The organism is Actinospineispora acaciae DSM 45401 (assembly GCF_000620785.1).
GTDB classification, from domain to species: Bacteria; Actinomycetota; Actinomycetes; order Mycobacteriales; family Pseudonocardiaceae; genus Pseudonocardia; species Pseudonocardia acaciae.
This window is the reverse complement of record NZ_JIAI01000004.1, coordinates 231049-247443: the sequence shown is the minus strand read 5'-3', so window position 1 is coordinate 247443 and position 16395 is coordinate 231049. Positions and strand designations below refer to the sequence as shown.

The following is a 16395-nucleotide window of genomic DNA, read 5'->3' as shown; positions in this document are numbered from 1 at the left end:
CCATCCTCCTCGGCGTCTAGTTTCGCTACTTCAGGTAGCGAAACTAATAGTAGCGTAACTGGCTATGGTGTGACGATGAACCGAGCGACCACGTCCGCCCGCCCGCCCGGTCGCCCGCGCTCCGGCATCAACGCCACCGTCTTCGCCGCGACGCTGCGCACCGTCCACGAGCTGGGCTACGCGCGCGCCACCGTCGACCGCATCGCGGCGGCCGCGGGCGTGGCGAAGACGACGATCTACCGCCGCTGGCCGTCGAAGGGCGCGCTGGTCACGGACTGCCTGCTCGACGCGTTCGGCCCGGCCCCGCTGGAGGGCGCCGGCCGCGCCGAGGTCATCGCCTCGGCCATCCGCTGGGCCGCGGCGAAGATCGGCGAACCGGGGGTGGGCGACGCGTTCGCGGGCGTGTTCAGCGACGCGGTCAGCGACCCTGCCCTACGCGAGGTCCTGTCCAGCCGGCTGCAGGAGCCGTACCGGCGTGCGCTGGGGGACGCGCTCGGCGAGCCGGACGCCCGGGTGCTGCTGCTCATCGACGTCGTCGTCGGGACCCTGCTGCACCGCATGGGCATGACCGGCCGTCCCATGGTCGACTCCGACGTCGGCGAGCTGGTCGAGATGGTGGTGGCGCACTTCGCCTAGGCCAGGGCGCGGTGCAGTGCACCGCCCAGCTCGGTGAGCTGGCGCTGGGACACCTCGGCGGACACGATCGCCTGCGACCCGTGGAAGGTGCCCGACCACTGGTGCAGCTCGACCGGCACGCCGGACTGCAGCAGGCGCAGCGCGTACTCGATGCCTTCGTCGCGGTTGGGGCAGAACTCCGCGGTGGCGAGGTAGGCGGGCGGCAGGCCGGACAGCTTCTCGGCCCGCGCCGGGGCCGCGTACGGCGAGGAGGCGGCCGCCGCCGCGAGGTAGTGCCGCCACACCTGGGCGAGCTTGGCGCTGGTCATCCAGGGCGTGCCGGTGAAGTTGCGCGCCGACCAGCTCTGCTGCCGGTCGTCCAGCGACGGCTGGTTGAGCAGCTGGAACCGGATCGGCGGCCCGTCCTGGTCGCGCGCTCGCAGTGCGGTCGCGGCGGCGAGCGTGCCGCCGGCGCTGTGGCCGCCGACCGCTATCCGCTCCGGGTCGACGCCCAGCTCGGCGGCGTGCTCGGCGGTCCAGGTCAGCGCGGCGTAGACGTCGTCGAGGGCGGCCGGGAACGGATGCTCCGGCGCCAGGCGGTAGCCGACGGAGATCACCACCGCGCCGGAGCCGTCGGCGAGCCGGGTGGCCCACGGGTACTCGGTGTCCAGGTTGCCCATGACGAAACCGCCGCCGTGCATCCAGACGATCGCGCCCCGCGCCCGCCGGGGGCGGTAGATCCGCACCGGGACGTCCGGATCGGCGGGCACCGTGCGGTCCTCGATCTCCATGTCCGCGACATCCGGCACCGGCACCGAGGCGGCCAGCTTGGCGAGGTTCTCCCGCGCGGTGACCGGATCGGACAGGTCGGCCTTGGGGAAGAACGGGATGAACGCTTCCAGTTCGGGATCCATGCCCACGATCCTCCCGGCCGCCCGGCCCGGCGGCACCCGCCACTCGTCGCGCATTCTCCTGCGTAGCCGCGCCGATCGTCGCTATGGTGCGGGCATGGAGGTCCTGGCGCAGCGGCTCTCGCACCTGGACGAGGAGGCCGGCGGCGCGGTCCGGGTGGTGATGTTCTACGACACGCTGATGCGCCGGCGGGTGGACCTCCCGGCGCTGGCCAGGGCCTCGGCCGGGCTGTCCGAGTGCCCGGCCGGGATCCGGCTGCACGGCACCGGCCAGGAGATCCGGATGTCCCCCGACGGGCGGGAGGCGCCCGTCCCGCCACCGCCCGCGTCCACCACCGTGTCGGTCACGCTCGACGAGGAGGAGATCGGCGCGGTGTGGCTGGAGCGCCCCGGGCCGCCCGGACCGTTCGACGAGTTGTTGCTGGACCGGCTGGCCATCGCCGTCGCCTCGGTGGTCGAGCGCTACGGGCCGGCCCGCACCACGATGGCAGACCCCGCACTGGTCGAGCTCGTGATCAGCTCGGAGGGCGACGAGGCGGCCAGGGCGCGGGCGCTGCGGCTGCTGGGTTTCGCCGCCGACCTGCCGATCCGGGTCGCCGCCGTGTGTTCGGGCGTTCCGCTGGATCGGGTCGGCGCGCTGGTCTGCCCGGCCCGTCCGGTGAAGGCGGCGCCGCTGGCCGGCGTGGGCGTCATCCTGGCGGCCACCATGGACGCGGCGCGGTTTCCGTCGGGTGTTCGCGCGGGGGTCGGTGCCGCCGCGAGCCCGGACCGGTGCTGGCGGGAGGCCCGCACCGCGCTGCGCTTCGCCACCGAGCGCCAGCCGATCGTGGAGTATGGCGAGTTGGGGGCGTTGGCGTTGCTCGCGCACGTACCCGAGGCCGCCGCTCGGGACAACGCCGACGTGGCCGCGATCGGTGGCCTGGCCGCTGAGGACGTGCGGACGTTGGACATCTACTGCGCGGCCGGCTCGCTGCGGCGGGCCGCCGAGCTGCTGCACCTGCACCACAGCAGCGTCGCCCGCCGGCTCGAACAGATCGGCGGAGCCTTGGGCGTCGACCTCACCGACCCCGCCGGGCTGACCCGGGCCAGGCTCGCGCTCACCGCCTGGCGGCTGTTCGGGACGTGAACGGGTTCGTGCTGATGCGTGCCGTACCCGGGTGGCGGCCGGCTACTCGGTGCTTGACGTTCGCACGCCGTGGATAGATCGTTCTACTTCTAGATAGATCGTTCTAGCGTTTGATAGATCGTTCTACTGCGGAGGAGCGGTGGAGTGATGTCGGGGCGAGCGGCCACGCAGCGGCGCCCCGACGGCGGCACCCTGCGGCGGCCACCGGACGTCGGCGGTGCACATCGCCGCCATGCTCACACCTGGCCTTGCCGACAACGCCGCCAGGGACGACCTCGCCCCGACATCGCGTGTATCAGGCCACCACCGTGGCCGCTCCTACAGGTGGACGGAAACGAGCGAGCGCATGGGTAGGTGGGGCTGGAGATGCTGCCATGGGGTCTGCGCCGGAGGTTCTGGAATCTGATCGCGATCGCGAAGTACCGGGCGAACCGGCCGGTGACGATCCCGGTCCCGGTTGACGATGAGCAGCCTATCGGCGACGTCAGCCTGGTGAGCCAGTTCCCGGGAATTCCCATACACAACATCCGAGTCGCGGACCGCGTCCCGGACGACGAAAGGTCGCTGCTCAAATACTATTTCTACGAATTTCAAGTTGCGTTGTACCGCATATTCGGACCAATGCAGCCAGGAATGCCGGACATCCCGGAGAACCCGGACCAGGCGCTGTCCGAGGCCTACACCAAGGCCCATCGGCGTTGTTTCCCGGCACCCATTCTTCCCCCGGAGTTCGCCGGCGAGGTGGACCTCGGCTTCCTCGCGGTGGCCGGTCCGTACGCGGGCTACCTGGAGCGCACCTCCGACGGCGACTACCAGTGGGACCTGCGCGAGCTGGCGCGCTACGAGCACCATGACGGGCTGCGCTCGCTCGGGCTGCGGGTGGTCTTCCGGGCAGATGGATCGGGGTCGAAGCTGGCGCCGGCGCTGATCGACTGCGAGCTGGGGGAGTGCCGGCCCGGCGACGCCAACTGGGAGGACGCGAAGCGGCTGGCGCTGTGCGCGGCCACCAACCACGTGTCGCTGGTCAGGCACTTCAACTGGGTGCACCTCGCCGTCGGCGGGCCGTTCGCGATCGCCACCCGCAACTGCCTGGACGCCCGGCACCCGCTGCGCCGGCTGCTGTGGCCGCACATGTTCGGCACCCAGTACAGCAACCAGATCGTCACCAAGGGGCAGATGGCCAGGGGCGGCGACTTCGACTCCGTCTTCAGCTTCACCCACGCGGGCATGTGCGAGCTGTTCGAGGACACCTACGACGCCTACGACATCACCGTGCTGGACCCGGACCGCGACGCCGCGCGCCGGGGGCTCGACTCCGCCGGTTTCGACACCCCCAGCCTCGCCAACCTGCGGGCGATCTTCGACGTGCTGCACGCCCACGCGGCCCGCTACCTCGCCCTGTACTACCCGACCGACCGGGCGCTGCGCGCGGACGCGGCCGTCGTCGACTGGCTGGCCACGATGGACCGGCTCGTCCCGAACGGCGTGCGCGCGCTGAGCGGCGAGGACGTCACGATCGCGGGCACCGCCCGGTTCGTCGCCGCGCTGCTGCACCTCGCCACCGTGCAGCACGAGGTGCTCGGCACCGGGCTGTGGAACTACCAGATGTGGAGCCAGGTGCAGCCGGTCCGGGTCTACAGGAACGGCCGGCGGCTGCCCGTCGACGTGTACCAGCGGCTGGTGAACGCCAACTTCAACCTGAACGTCAAACGCGCCGCGCTGATGCAGGACTTCGGCTATCTGGCGCTGGACGCCAGGGCGGCGGCCGAGTTCCGTGCCTTCCAGCAGGAGCTCGAAGAACTGCAGTCACGGCTGACGAAGGAGCCCTTCGCCTATTGGCGCATCTACCCGAACATCCTCGAGGCGAACATCAATGCGTGACGGTTTTTCAGGGGAGAGAACATGAGCAAGTCGGCGCTGCGTCGGGCGTTTGCCAAGCTGGCGGTCGCGATCGACCGACGCCGGCGCTGGGATCGTTTTCCGACGCCGGTGTCCCTGGCCCTGTTGATGGGGATCCGGGACTCGTTGCGGGAGCACAACCTGTACGACACCAACGTCGAGGCGTCGCTGCCGAAGCTCGACCCGGCGCCGCCGCCGCGCTGGCTGACCGCCCGCACCGTGGACGGCACCTACAACGACCTGTCCGCGCCGGCAATGGGGGCGGCGCGGACACGGCTCGGGCGCAACGTCCCACCGAGGCGCGCCCACCCGGAGACGGGCGAGCGGTTGATGACGCCGAACCCGCGCCTGGTGAGCACGACGCTGCTGGCCCGAGGGTCGGAGATGATCCCGGCCACCACGCTGAACGTGCTCGCCGGGGCGTGGCTGCAGTTCGAGACCCGGGACTGGTTCAGCCACGGCACCGACCCCGAGCACCCGTTCGAGGTCCCCCGGCCCCAGGGCGACCACTGGCCCGACGACCCGATCCGGCTGCCGCGCACCCCGCGCGACCCGCACGCCGAGGGCGACCCGCCGGGCACCTTCGTCAACACCGAGACGCACTGGTGGGACGCGTCCCAGATCTACGGCAGCACCGCGGAGTTCCAGCGCGCCATCCGCCGCCCGAAGCTCGGACCGGGGCGGGTGGCGATCGGCAAGGACGGGCTGGTGGACATCGACCCGGCGCTGCTGGGCAGCTCGGGCGGGCTGGACGGCTGGTGGGTCGGCCTGGAGCTGCTGCACACCGTGTTCATGCGCGAGCACAACGCGGTGTGCGAGATGCTCGGCGCGGCGTACCCGGCGTGGTCGGACGACCAGGTCTTCGACAAGGCGCGGCTGGTCATCGCGGCGCTGCTCGCCAAGATCCACACGGTGGAGTGGACGACGGCGATCCTGGCCCACCCCGCGCTGCAGATCGGCATGCGGGCGAACTGGTTCGGGATCGCCTCGGAGCGGGTCCACAACCTCGTCGGGCGCCTCGGCGACAGCGAGGTGCTCAGCGGCATCCCCGGCTCGCCGACCGACCACCACACCGCGCCCTACTCGATCACCGAGGAGTTCGTCGCGGTGTACCGGATGCACCCGCTGGTGCCCGACGACTTCCTGGTCCGCGCGGTCGGCGACCCGAGCCGCCGCGACGAGCTGGCCTTCCTCGACCTCTCCGGGCTGAAGTCGCGCGACGTGCTCAAGCGCTACGGCGCCACCGACCTGTTCTACTCCTTCGGCACCGCGCATCCCGGCGCGGTCACCCTGCACAACCACCCCCGGTTCATGCAGCAGCTCCGCCGCGACGACGGCATGGTGATCGACCTCGCCGCCGTCGACATCCTGCGGTCCCGGGAGCGAGGGGTGCCCCGCTACAACGAGTTCCGCCGGCTGCTGCGGCTCCCGGAGGCCCGCTCCTTCGAGGACCTGACCGGCAACCCGAAGCTGGCCGCCGAGCTGGCCTCGGTGTACGACTCCATCGAGGACGTCGACCTGACCGTCGGGCTGCACGCCGAACCGCCGCCGCCCGGGTTCGGCTTCGGTGACACCGCGTTCCGGATCTTCATCCTGATGGCGTCGCGCCGGATCAAGAGCGACAGGTTCTACACCACCGACTTCACCCCGGAGACCTACACGCCCGAGGGCATGCGCTGGATCGCCGAGAACGACATGTCCTCGGTGCTGGTGCGCCACTACCCCGACCTCGCGCCGGCGCTGCGCCCGGTCCGCAACGCGTTCGCGCCGTGGCCGGTGCTGCCCGACGCGACGGACTCACGGTGAGGCGTACCCCGACCACGCGAGGCCGTCCACCGCCAGCCAGGTCTGGCCGGCCACGGTCGCCGGGGTCATGCCGCTGAACGCCAGGACATCCCGGTGCAGGTGGGACTGGTCGACGTAGCCGCCCTCGGCGGCGGTCCGGGCCGCGTCCCCGCCCGCCGCCAGGCGGTGCACGGCGTGGTCGAAGCGGACCAGCTTCGCGGCGCGCTTGGGCGCCAGGCCGATCTGCGCCCGGAACCTGGACCACAGCCGGGTGCGTGACCAGCCGACCTCGGCGGCCAGCGCGTCGATCCGGACCCGGCCCCGGGCGGCCGCGATCCGGCGCCAGGCCCAGGCCACCTCGGGGTCCACCGACGGCCCGGTTTCGTGGCGCCGGGCGATCAGGGCCTCGGTCAGGGCGAACCGGTCCGGCCACGACCGGGCCTCGCCGAGCCGCTCCCGGATCCGCGCCGCGTCCCGTCCCCACAGGTCGTCGAGGGTCACCACCACGTGGTCCAGCTCCGCCGGGGAGACGCCCAGCACCGCGTACGCGACCACCGGGGACAGCCGCACCTGCACGCACTCGACCTTCGAACCGCGCACCCGCAGGCCGCCGTGCATGTACCCGACGACGAGGCTTCCGCGCCGGTGCCGGCCGGTGTCGACGTCCACGACCAGCGGCCCGTCACCGCACTCCAGCGCCAGCGACACCGCCGGATGCGGGACCACCCGCACGTCGACCGAGCCGTCGCCGACATCGCGGAACCCGGCCATGCTGACCCCGGCCACCGGCCCGGACCGCGCCGGCCTCGCGACAGTCCACCTGGCCGAGGCGCCGGGCTCGGTGGACCGCATGCTCCCCATGCTAAGTGCGAACATTCGTCCAAGACTTCGACGCACACCGGCGGCGACAGTTGGACCCATGACCAACGGCATCGTCCAGGACGCCTTCCAGGCGCTCGCCAGCAACGACCCCGACCAGATCTCCTCGGTGTTCACCGAGGACGCCGAGTGGCTCTCGCCGCCAGGCAACGCCGTCGCCGTCGCGTCCGGGGCGACCCACCACATGGTGGGCAGGAAGGCGATCGTGCGCTTCTTCGCCGAGGACTTCCCCCGCCTGTTCGCGCGCGACCTCGACGTCACCTTCCACGGTTCGCACGGCGACGGCGAGCGGGTGACCGTCGAGGCGACGGTGTCCGCCACGCTCGCCAACGGCAACCATTACGGCAACGACTACTGCTTCGTGTTCGAGCTGCGGGACGGGCTGATCCACCGGGCCCGCGAGTACGTGGACACGGCCCGAGGGCACCGGATGGTCTTCGGTGACGATCAGAGCCCGCGCTGACCGGGCCGGGGGATCCCTCCGCCCCAGCCGGGGCCGCGCGCGGCGCAGCGGTCCAGGATGATCTGTTCGGCCAGGGTGGGCCGCTGGCGAGGCGGTCCGTGGCGCACGGCGTCGGTCACCACGTCGTCGGTGCCCGGCCCGCGCGGGGTGACCTCGGCGCCGGGGACGCTCACCTGACCGCCGAGCTGGTCGGCGATCGCGTGCTCCCAACCGGCGGCGACCCGGCAGGCGTACGCGTAGGCGGGGTGGCGCTCCTGGGCGTGCTCGGCCAGGGCCAGCCACACCGGCACCCGAGTGTTCAGCTGCAGTTCGGTGTCCAGCACGTCCCGGTTGGCCAACGCCGAGTCCAGCGTCCTGTCGAGCACGGCGAGCAGTCGCTCGAGAACGGCGATGTGATCGAGATCCGGACGGCGCCGGGGCTGCTCGGTGGCCTCCGCGAACCGCCGCTGCTGAGCGCGTATCGCCTGGTAGCCCTCGACGAGGGAGGTAAAACCTGGGTTCTCCTCGGCCACGAGGTCCTGTCTCCTCCCGCCGTCCGTTGCCCGCCGAGCGAGCTCGTGACGCGACGGTACACGATTGATCATGTGGCCGATACGGTCGTGCGCGATAGAAGCGGGCGAACCAGCCGTTCCAGCGACGCTGTAGGCGTGGCGCGTGGTTGGCTCGTACTGTGACCTCGTGACTGAGTGGACGCCGTCGGCGCCGGGGGAGTTCCTGACGCTGGACGAGCTGCTGTGCTTCGCCCTCTATGCGGCGTCGCGGGCGATGACCGGGGTCTACCGGCAGGGGCTCGACAGGCTCGGCCTGACCTACCCGCAGTACCTGGTGATGGTGGTGCTCTGGGAACGGGAGAGCCTGTCGGTCGCCGAGCTCGCCGACCGCCTGCAGTTGGCGACCAACACGCTGTCCCCGCTGATCAAACGGCTGGTGTCGGCCGGGCTGGTCACCAAGCACCGCCGCACCGACGACGAGCGGCAGGTGCAGCTGAGCCTCACCGGCCCCGGCCGCGCGCTGCGCGAGGAGACGCGCTCGGTGCGCGCCGCGGTCGCCGAGGCCGCCGGGATGTCCACCGCCCAGGTCATCGAGCTGCGCGACCAGCTCGGCGCGCTGACCGACCGGCTGCGGGCCGCGTCCGCGCCGCCCAACGCCGCCGTCGCCGCCGACCCACCGTGATCGACACTATGGGTTGGTCCCGGGGATGCGGGTGGGGTGGGAGATGGACCGCCTGGAGGTCTCCGGCATGAGGCAGATGGGGACGATGGCGATCGCCGCGGCGGCCATCAGGTAGAAGGCGGGGATGGAGTTGCTGCCGGTCGAGGCGATGAGCGCGGTGATCACCAGCGGTGCGGTGCCGCCGAACAGCGCGGTGGACACCCCGTAGCCCAGGGAGAAGGCGCCGTAGCGGTTCCTGGTCGGGAACATGGCGGGCAGGGTCGAGCCGATCGTGGCCAGCATGAGCGGCAGCAGGACGGCCAGGATCAGCAGGCCGCCGCTCACCGCGAACGCCGAGCGCATCTCGATCAAGCTGATCGCGGGGTAGCTGAACAGCAGGAAGCCGATGGCCGAGGCCAGCAGCACCGGCCGGCGGCCGATCCGGTCGGACAGCGCGCCCAGCGGGGTGATGAAAGCGATCATGGCGAGCATGACCCCGACCAGCACCAGCAGCGACTGGGCCTCGTTGATGTTCAGCACCCGGGTGAGGTAGGTCGGCATGTAGGTGAGCAGGGTGTAGTCGGCGACGTTGAGCAGGATGACGATGCCGATGAGGTTCAGGATCTGGGGCCAGTAGGACAACGCCTCGCGCAAGGGGGCCTTCGTTCCGGCTCCCTTGGAGGCCAGCCGCCGAAACGACGGCGAGTCGTCCAGCTTCTGGCGCAGGTAGAACCCGACCAGCCCGATCGGCCCGGCGAGCAGGAACGGGATGCGCCAGCCCCAGCCGTTGAGGGCCTGCGGCGGCAACGTCAGCTGCATGGTGGTGGCGATGCCCGCGCCGAGCACGTAGCCGCTGAGCGTGCCGAGCTCGAGAAAGCTGCCGAGCAGGCCGCGGCGGCGGTCGGGGGCATACTCGGCGATGAACGTGGCGGCGCCGCCGTACTCGCCGCCGGTGGAGAAGCCCTGCACGAGCCGGGCCGCGACGAGCAGGACCGGCGCGGCCACTCCGATCGTGGCGAAGCTGGGGATCAGCCCGACGCACAGGGTCGCCCCGGACATGGTGATGATCGTGAAGGCCAGCACGGCCCGGCGGCCGAACTTGTCCCCGAGCGGCCCCAGCACGAAGCTGCCCAGCGGCCGCAGCACGAACGGCAGCGCGATGCCGGCGAACACGAGCAGCTTCTGCGCGGTGGGGTCGGCCTCCGGGAAGAAGTTGAGCCCGATGCTGGTCACCAGATAGCTGTAGATCGCGTAGTCGTACCACTCCACGGCGTTGCCCATGGCGGCCCCGGCAACGGCCCGCCGGATCTCCCGCTCGCTCGGCCGTGCCTCGCCGTGACCCGCCTCAGCCGCCACCGCGTTTCCCGAACGGTCGCGCGGGGACGCGCCGGGGCCGAGGCAGCGCGCGCCGCTCCTGGTCCGTCCACCCGCCCCAGATGCCGTCGGTGGCCCCGACGTCGAGCGCGAAGTCGAGGCAGCGCGCGGCCACCGAGCAGCGCGCGCACACCGCCTTCGCCTGGTCCGCCTGCCGGTTGGCGTGCTCCCCGGTGCCGACCGGGAAGAACAGCTCGGGGTTCTGGTCGCGACAGGCCGCCTGGGTCCAGTCGACATGCTGCCAGCGCATGCGGTCGTCCTCGGTCGTCGGAGTCCTGTGGCCGTGAGCGCTGTTCCCGCCGTGGCGCGCGTCAAACGCCCACCGGCGAAGGTTTCGGCGCGGTGGCGGCGGGTAGCCGCCGCCGGTGAGCGGCCCTCGGGCCGATTCGACGACAGGGGAGGACCCGTGAAGACGGTCGAGGACAGCGTGGACGTGGCGGTCCCGGTGCGCACCGCGTACAACCAGTGGACGCAGTTCGAGCGGTTCCCGGAGTTCATGGCGGGCGTGGAGCAGGTCAGCCAGCTCACCGAGACCAGGACCCACTGGCAGACCAAGGTGGCGGGCGTCCGGCGGGAGTTCGACGCCGAGATCAGCGAGCAGCATCCGGACGAGCGGATCGCCTGGCACACCGTGGGCGGCCCGTACCACGCCGGGGTGGTCACCTTCCACCGCCTGGACGACAGGAACACCCGGGTCACGCTGCAGATGGAGTTCGACCCGGAGGGCATCGCGGAGAAGGCGGGCGCGGCCCTCGGCGTCGTGGACTGGCAGAGCAAGGGTGACCTGAAACGGTTCAAGGAGTTCATCGAGGCCGAGGGGGCCGAGACGGGCGCCTGGCGCGGCGACGTGCCGCCACCGCCGCAGGCCGGATACATGCGGGACATCCCGCCCGAGATCTGAGCCATGAGGGCGATCTGGACCGGGTCGATCAGCTTCGGGCTGGTGTCGGTGCCGGTCGGGCTGTTCAGCGCGGTGCAGAGCCACACGGTTCGGTTTCACCAGTTCGAGCGGGGCACCTCGGACCGAATCCGCAACCGGCGGGTGAACGAGCGCACCGGGCGTGAGGTCGACTACCGCGACATCGTCAAGGGCGCCGATGTCGGCGGTGGTGACTACGTGATCGTCGAGCAGGAGGAGCTGGACTCGGTGGCGCCGGGGCGCTCGCGGAGCCTGGAGATCTCGGACTTCGTGGACCTGGCCGAGATCGACCCGATCCACTTCGAGCGCACGTACTGGCTGGCCCCGACGGCCGACCAGTACGCCCGGCCGTACGCGCTGCTGCGCGACGCGATGGCGAAGACCGGCCGGGCCGCGATCGGCAGCTTCGTGATGCGGGGCAAGGAGTACCTGGCGGCGGTGCGCGCGGATGGTGACGTGCTCGCGCTGGAGACCCTTTATTTTGCCGACGAGGTCCGCGACCCCGGGGACCTGGAGCACCTGCCCGGCCGGGTGAAGCCCAAGCCCAAGGAACTGGACATGGCCGCCCAACTGGTGGAGTCGATGAGCGGGCCGTGGCGGCCGGAGGACTACCGGGACTCCTATCGGGACCGGGTCGAGAAGCTGATCGAGGACAAGCGGCGCGGGCGCGAGATCGTGACCGAGTCCGAGCCTGCCGCGCCCACCGAGGTGTCCGACCTGTTGGAGGCGCTCGAACGCAGCGTCAGGAAGGGCCGCAAGCGCGGCGGCACCGCTGGGCCCGACCTGGACAAGGCCAGCAAGTCCGAGCTGCGCGAGCTGGCGCGCGAGTACGACATCTCCGGCCGGTCGTCGATGAACCGCGACGAGCTCGCCGAGGCCGTCCAGCGCGCGGCCTCCTGAGCCGCCTTCTGGGCGGTGCTCGACCGTGGGGCCGGTCGGCGGCAGGGCCAGAGCGACACCGGCCGCCGACCGGAGATCATGAGCGGCCGGATGGCCAGTCCCACTCGATCGGCTCCCAAGCGCTGAACACGAAAGCGGTCCGGCGCAGTTGGCCTGGTCCCTGCACATGCGCGGCGTACGCAAGGCAGTCCTCACCGCCGAGCCGGTGTCCCTCGGAGTCCTGTAGGCGCTCCAGCTCGGCGACGGCCCATGCGACGGCCTTCGCCTGACTGGCGAAACATCGTGGGGCCGACTCCTCTACCGGCGCGCGCTCGCCTTCCAACCTGACCTGCACCGTCCACGGGCGCACCATCGCGGTGAGTCGCCGGCTAAGCGGGAGCACGCTCATCGGTAGTCGACCACCTTGCCGTCGGGGGTGTACTTGAGGACGGTTCGGTAGTCGCTGCTACCCGGAAGCACAGCCGTGTTGCCGTGGTCGTAGATCCAGACGGTGAACCCGGCATCGGCCAGCACCTTGGCCAGGTGCTCGACCTCTGAGAGGTCGTCGTTCTCGTGGGTTTGCAGCTCGTTGCGCACCGGAGCGCCCAGCGGCCCCTCGTGCAGGCGCGCGTGCAAGTGGTAGCGGCTCACCGCTCGGCCGCCCTGCTACGAACGGAGCTTCGTGACCTGTGGCACACAATGATCAATCGTCGTGAGCGCCGGCAGTTCCTACCAGGCCAAACGCAGTACGAAGGGCTGCCCACGCGCGTCTAGGCTCTGGACATAAACTGGACATCATGGGTGTTGATCTCGCCTCGATGAAGCCCGAGCTTCAACGCCTACGCCAGGGCCAGGGCCTCGCACAGCCGCAAGTCGTACTTGGTTCGAGCCCGGCGCTGCGTCGCTGCCTGATCGGCCCGGCCGCCGAGGGTGACTCGCCGGCCAATGTCGCGTTGGCTGTGGTCGAGCGCTTGGTGGGCGCGATCGGTCGGCTCAGTGACTCGGATCAACTGATCGCCCGGACCGAGTTCAACCTCGGCGCGAAACACTCCTACCCGACGTTGACCGAACGCCAGGAGGCACTCGCGGCGGCCTTGGGCTGTACGGCCAAGACCGTCCGGCGTCGAGCAGACCGGGTGCTGGACGCGCTGGCAGTGATCATCGCTTCCGGCGTCATGGCATCCGAGCCGACCAACCGGGCTACTCCGGTCGCCGCCGATGGTGCCCGCGACACCGATCACGTGCTGCGGCGGTTCTGGAGCATCGGCCCAGGTTCTCGCGTCGACGTCGTGTGCTCGGAGATTCCGCCAGAGGAAGCCCCGGAGTACGCGCAGCCCGGAGACCGAAACTATCTGCGCTACGCGAAGTTCGCCGATCTCGACACGTTGATCTACGTCCGGACCAGGCTCGCGCAACTCGCCCCGACAGCGGCGGTCCGAGACTTCGCACCAGCCGAGCACCACGACGACACGGACGCCGCGACCATGATCGTGATCGGCGGGCCGCCGTGGAACGCGAAGTACCGCGAGTTCCTCCCGCAGTTGCCCTACTACTTCGAGCCACACCCGCTCGGGGAGGACGATCCGTTGATCGTCCCGCAGCTCGGCAACCTGCGGCTCGGCCCGGTCTGGACACCGCGCGCCGAACTGGTGCATGACGTCGCGGTGTTCACCAGATTGCGCCTGGCGTCCGGCACCACGGCCGTACTGCTCGGGGGATGCCTCACGCTCGGAGTGCTGGGCGCGGCGAAGGCGTTCCTTGGGGGGCAAGTCGGGGCGAGCAACGCGGCATGGGTGTCCGACCACATCGGAGACGGCGACGCCGTGGTGGTCACCGAGGCTCGTCGCGTTGGCGGGATGACCGACGTCGCCGGCTTTGCCGGCTCCGGTCCGCTCCTGGCCATGGGTAGAGCGCGCCCGGACGAGCCGTTCGAGGTGATTGCCGACAACTCCCGTCGGTACCTGTCGTGACCGGCGGCCTGAGCTGCTACGTAGTGAACCTGCGCAGGCGGCCGGACCGGCGCGCGCACATCGCCGCCCAACTGCCCGCCGGGCTGTCGCCGGTCTACACCTCGGACTGGGACGGGCCGTTCGACGGCCGCTCCTTGAGCCTGGACCAACTCGACCGAGGCGGATACCGGCTCTTCCCGTGGGAGATCGAGTCGGACAACCCATGGTGGAGCCGGCCACTGAAGTACGGCGAGATCGGATGCTCGTTGGCTCACCTGGCCTGCTGGCGCCACGCCGCCGAACTCGGCGCCGACTACACGCTGGTGCTCGAAGACGACGCCGTTACCCCTGTCTCGCTGCTCGACACCCTCCTGACGCGGTTGAAGCAGCTCGGTGCCCCCGCACCGTTCGAGCTGCTCTACCTCGGCCGCTTCCCGCTGTACCCCGACCAGCCGGCCTACCTACCCGACGGTCGACCCATCGACGGCATGGTGACGCCGGGCTACAGCCACTGCACGTTCGCCTACCTACTCACACGCGCTGGCCTTGATGCCGTCCTGTCGGCACGCTTGGAATCCGCCGTCGTGCCGGTCGACGAGTTCCTGCCCGCGCTCTACCACCCACACCCCCGTCTTGACCTGCAACGACGGTTCCCGCCGTGTATGCGCGCCCTGGCGTTCGAGCCAGCATTGGTGACCCAACGGGACAAGAACGACGCAGGAAGCGACACCGAGGACTCACCGTTCGTCACCGAGCCGGCCGGCGACTACCTACCGAGCGCCTGATCTGCCCGGCTTCTGCCAATGCTCGATCCAGTCCCGCAACCGTGTCCCGGTCCACTGGTCAGCCGGCGTGAACTCGTTGGCGCCAGTGGCAACGTGCTCGGGCGGTACATCCCGAGTAACGATCGCGCCGGCGGCGACGTAGCTGCGTGGCCCGACCGTCACCCCGCCCACCACGTGGGCACCGAAAGCAACAATGCTGTCGTCCTCGATCCGGGGCGGCTCTTCGTCAACTGCCCACCAGCCTTGATGCGGTCGGGTGTACTCGTGCACGAGCTGACCCATCACCGAGCAGCGCGCGCCGATCCAGGTGCCGTCACACACGAACCCGGCCACGCGGCACCCCGAACCGATCTGCACGCGGTCACAGATGTACGCGCCATACAGCAACCGGGATCGCGCTCCGATCACCGAGTCATAGCCCACCCTGACCCGATCCTCGACAACGCAACCCTCGCCGAGCTGAACCCCCTCGTAGAGGACGACATGGTTGAAGATCAGACAGCCAGCACCGATGTCGACACACCGCCCGACTTCACCGGTGCCGCTCGCCATGGCCGCTTGAACCCGGGCCTCCTTCGGGCAGCCGAACACGGCGCCCTCACCTACGACAACACCTGTTGCGCGCCGGACTTCGCCGCGTAGCGCGTCGAGGTCGACCACCGTCAGCCGGCCTGCGCCGGGGACAGCGACACATCGTCATCGTGTCGGCTCAGCCACTCCACGGTCACCGTGATCGCCTCGTCCTCGCGTTCGCGGCTGTCGAAGCCGTGATCCGAACCCGCCACGGTGTGAAACTCCGTCGGCGCATCCGATGCCCTGGCACGAGCCGCATCGCGCGCGATCTCGTAGGAGACATAAGTGTCCAGCTCGCCATGCACAACCAACGCGGGCATCGTGCTGGCGGCGAATGCCCCGGACGGGTGGTATCGCGACATCTCGGTGAGCGCCGTCCGGCCGAGCTCGAAGCTATCGTCGATCATCAACGCGCCATCACGCATCGCTGCCTCCCACCGCTCCGGGCCGAAGTTCTCCCGGCCCCACGGCAACTCAGGCTCGATGAAGGTACGTCGCACATCGAGGATGGGGTTCCACAACACCAGCCGATCCGGGCGCAGATACCGCAACGACTCCAACGCCGACACAGCCCCAAAGCTCGACGCCAGCACCGTCAACGGCCCGCTGAACTCAGCACGTGCCCGACTCACGGCAGCATCGAGATCCAGCATCTCCCCAGCAATGGTCATACCTCGCTGCGTGCCATCGCTCGCACCATGACCACGGAACGAGAACCGCAACACCCCGAAACCGACCGTGGCCAGCCGCTCGGCCAGCCGTCGATACATGCCACCCTCGTCCATGTCGGTGTCGATCCCGTGGACCAGCACGACTGACCCGAACCTGTCGCCCGCAGAGCCAGCGCGCGGCCGGTGGAGCCGCGAATCGAGCATCAGCCCATCCACCGACGCCAAACGCACCGGTTCGCCGCCGCCCGCTGTCACCGCTGCTCCACCAGGTTCAGCCACCGCGCCATGCTGCCAGGACAGGGTCGATCGCCGGAACACCAATCGGCCACGCCAAGATGCTGAACCACGACGATCAGCATCGGTGTCCACCGCGCGGGACTTCATACAGCGCCGAACGAGCACGATCATGCCCAGC

18 protein-coding genes are annotated in these 16395 nt (G+C 70.4%); 10 read left to right on the top strand and 8 right to left on the bottom strand.

Annotated features, from left to right (window positions below; translation table 11 throughout):
• Positions 1-75 precede the first annotated feature (75 nt).
• Entirely contained in the window at positions 76-636 is a 561-nt protein-coding gene (locus N912_RS0121335) for a TetR/AcrR family transcriptional regulator (RefSeq protein ID WP_028924002.1), read from the top strand.
• Here the strand turns inward: N912_RS0121335 and N912_RS0121330 are convergent.
• Positions 633-1529, bottom strand: a complete 897-nt coding sequence (locus N912_RS0121330; RefSeq protein ID WP_028924001.1) for an alpha/beta hydrolase — start codon at positions 1527-1529, stop codon at positions 633-635. The two genes, N912_RS0121335 and N912_RS0121330, sit on opposite strands and share 4 nt — an antisense overlap.
• 94 nt (positions 1530-1623) lie before the next feature.
• On the opposite strand from N912_RS0121330, the gene N912_RS0121325 reads away from it, so the two are divergent.
• The 3 genes from N912_RS0121325 to N912_RS0121315 all read left to right on the top strand — a co-directional run bounded on the left by N912_RS0121325 (position 1624) and on the right by N912_RS0121315 (position 6357).
• Positions 1624-2652 (top strand): PucR family transcriptional regulator, encoded by a 1029-nt coding sequence (locus N912_RS0121325; RefSeq protein WP_028924000.1) that lies wholly within the window; start codon positions 1624-1626, stop codon positions 2650-2652.
• A gap of 621 nt (positions 2653-3273) precedes the next feature.
• Positions 3274-4533 (top strand): lipoxygenase family protein, encoded by a 1260-nt coding sequence (locus N912_RS0121320; protein WP_169747922.1) that lies wholly within the window; start codon positions 3274-3276, stop codon positions 4531-4533.
• A gap of 21 nt (positions 4534-4554) precedes the next feature.
• On the top strand, positions 4555-6357 hold the full coding sequence (locus N912_RS0121315) for a peroxidase family protein (RefSeq protein WP_028923998.1): 1803 nt from the start codon (positions 4555-4557) through the stop codon (positions 6355-6357).
• Here N912_RS0121315 and N912_RS0121310 read toward each other — a convergent pair.
• Positions 6349-7188: a helix-turn-helix domain-containing protein gene (locus N912_RS0121310; RefSeq protein ID WP_028923997.1), complete on the bottom strand. Its 840-nt coding sequence runs from the start codon at positions 7186-7188 to the stop codon at positions 6349-6351. The genes N912_RS0121315 and N912_RS0121310 overlap by 9 nt on opposite strands.
• A 67-nt stretch (positions 7189-7255) precedes the next feature.
• Here N912_RS0121310 and N912_RS0121305 point away from each other — a divergent pair, with 67 nt between their 5' ends.
• Positions 7256-7678 (top strand): nuclear transport factor 2 family protein, encoded by a 423-nt coding sequence (locus N912_RS0121305; RefSeq protein WP_028923996.1) that lies wholly within the window; start codon positions 7256-7258, stop codon positions 7676-7678.
• Here the strand turns inward: N912_RS0121305 and N912_RS0121300 are convergent.
• Positions 7663-8190, bottom strand: a complete 528-nt coding sequence (locus tag N912_RS0121300; protein ID WP_028923995.1) for a hypothetical protein — start codon at positions 8188-8190, stop codon at positions 7663-7665. The two genes, N912_RS0121305 and N912_RS0121300, sit on opposite strands and share 16 nt — an antisense overlap.
• 166 nt (positions 8191-8356) lie before the next feature.
• On the opposite strand from N912_RS0121300, the gene N912_RS0121295 reads away from it, so the two are divergent.
• Entirely contained in the window at positions 8357-8851 is a 495-nt protein-coding gene (locus tag N912_RS0121295) for a MarR family winged helix-turn-helix transcriptional regulator (protein WP_028923994.1), read from the top strand.
• A 6-nt stretch (positions 8852-8857) separates the two neighbouring features.
• Here the strand turns inward: N912_RS0121295 and N912_RS53560 are convergent, their stop codons facing one another.
• The gene (locus tag N912_RS53560; RefSeq protein ID WP_245645366.1) at positions 8858-10186 is read right to left on the bottom strand and encodes an MFS transporter; all 1329 of its coding nucleotides are present in this window, start codon (positions 10184-10186) and stop codon (positions 8858-8860) included.
• The gene (locus tag N912_RS63610; RefSeq protein WP_028923993.1) at positions 10176-10454 is read right to left on the bottom strand and encodes a WhiB family transcriptional regulator; all 279 of its coding nucleotides are present in this window, start codon (positions 10452-10454) and stop codon (positions 10176-10178) included. The genes N912_RS53560 and N912_RS63610 overlap by 11 nt, the downstream gene beginning before the upstream one ends.
• Positions 10455-10610: 156 nt before the next feature.
• Between N912_RS63610 and N912_RS0121280 the strand changes: the two genes are divergently transcribed.
• Complete coding sequence (locus tag N912_RS0121280) at positions 10611-11105, top strand: SRPBCC family protein (RefSeq protein WP_028923992.1); 495 nt, start codon at positions 10611-10613, stop codon at positions 11103-11105.
• Between the two features lie 3 nt (positions 11106-11108).
• A complete protein-coding gene (gene ku / locus N912_RS0121275) occupies positions 11109-12023 on the top strand; it encodes a non-homologous end joining protein Ku (protein WP_028923991.1) in 915 nt (304 codons plus the stop codon).
• 384 nt (positions 12024-12407) lie between these two features.
• Here ku and N912_RS0121265 read toward each other — a convergent pair whose 3' ends face one another.
• The gene (locus N912_RS0121265) at positions 12408-12653 is read right to left on the bottom strand and encodes a hypothetical protein (RefSeq protein ID WP_028923989.1); all 246 of its coding nucleotides are present in this window, start codon (positions 12651-12653) and stop codon (positions 12408-12410) included.
• 146 nt (positions 12654-12799) lie between these two features.
• Here N912_RS0121265 and N912_RS65210 point away from each other — a divergent pair, with 146 nt between their 5' ends.
• Both N912_RS65210 and N912_RS0121255 read left to right on the top strand, forming a co-directional pair.
• Positions 12800-13972 carry a hypothetical protein gene (locus tag N912_RS65210; RefSeq protein WP_211261325.1) on the top strand — a complete coding sequence of 391 codons (1173 nt, stop codon included), beginning with the start codon at positions 12800-12802 and terminating at the stop codon, positions 13970-13972.
• A 23-nt stretch (positions 13973-13995) separates the two neighbouring features.
• Complete coding sequence (locus N912_RS0121255; RefSeq protein ID WP_051580645.1) at positions 13996-14736, top strand: glycosyltransferase family 25 protein; 741 nt, start codon at positions 13996-13998, stop codon at positions 14734-14736.
• Here the strand turns inward: N912_RS0121255 and N912_RS0121250 are convergent.
• Complete coding sequence (locus N912_RS0121250; RefSeq protein ID WP_037065802.1) at positions 14722-15396, bottom strand: DapH/DapD/GlmU-related protein; 675 nt, start codon at positions 15394-15396, stop codon at positions 14722-14724. The two genes, N912_RS0121255 and N912_RS0121250, sit on opposite strands and share 15 nt — an antisense overlap.
• A gap of 2 nt (positions 15397-15398) precedes the next feature.
• Positions 15399-16388, bottom strand: a complete 990-nt coding sequence (locus N912_RS53555; RefSeq protein ID WP_245645365.1) for an alpha/beta hydrolase — start codon at positions 16386-16388, stop codon at positions 15399-15401.
• Positions 16389-16395: the final 7 nt, after the last annotated feature.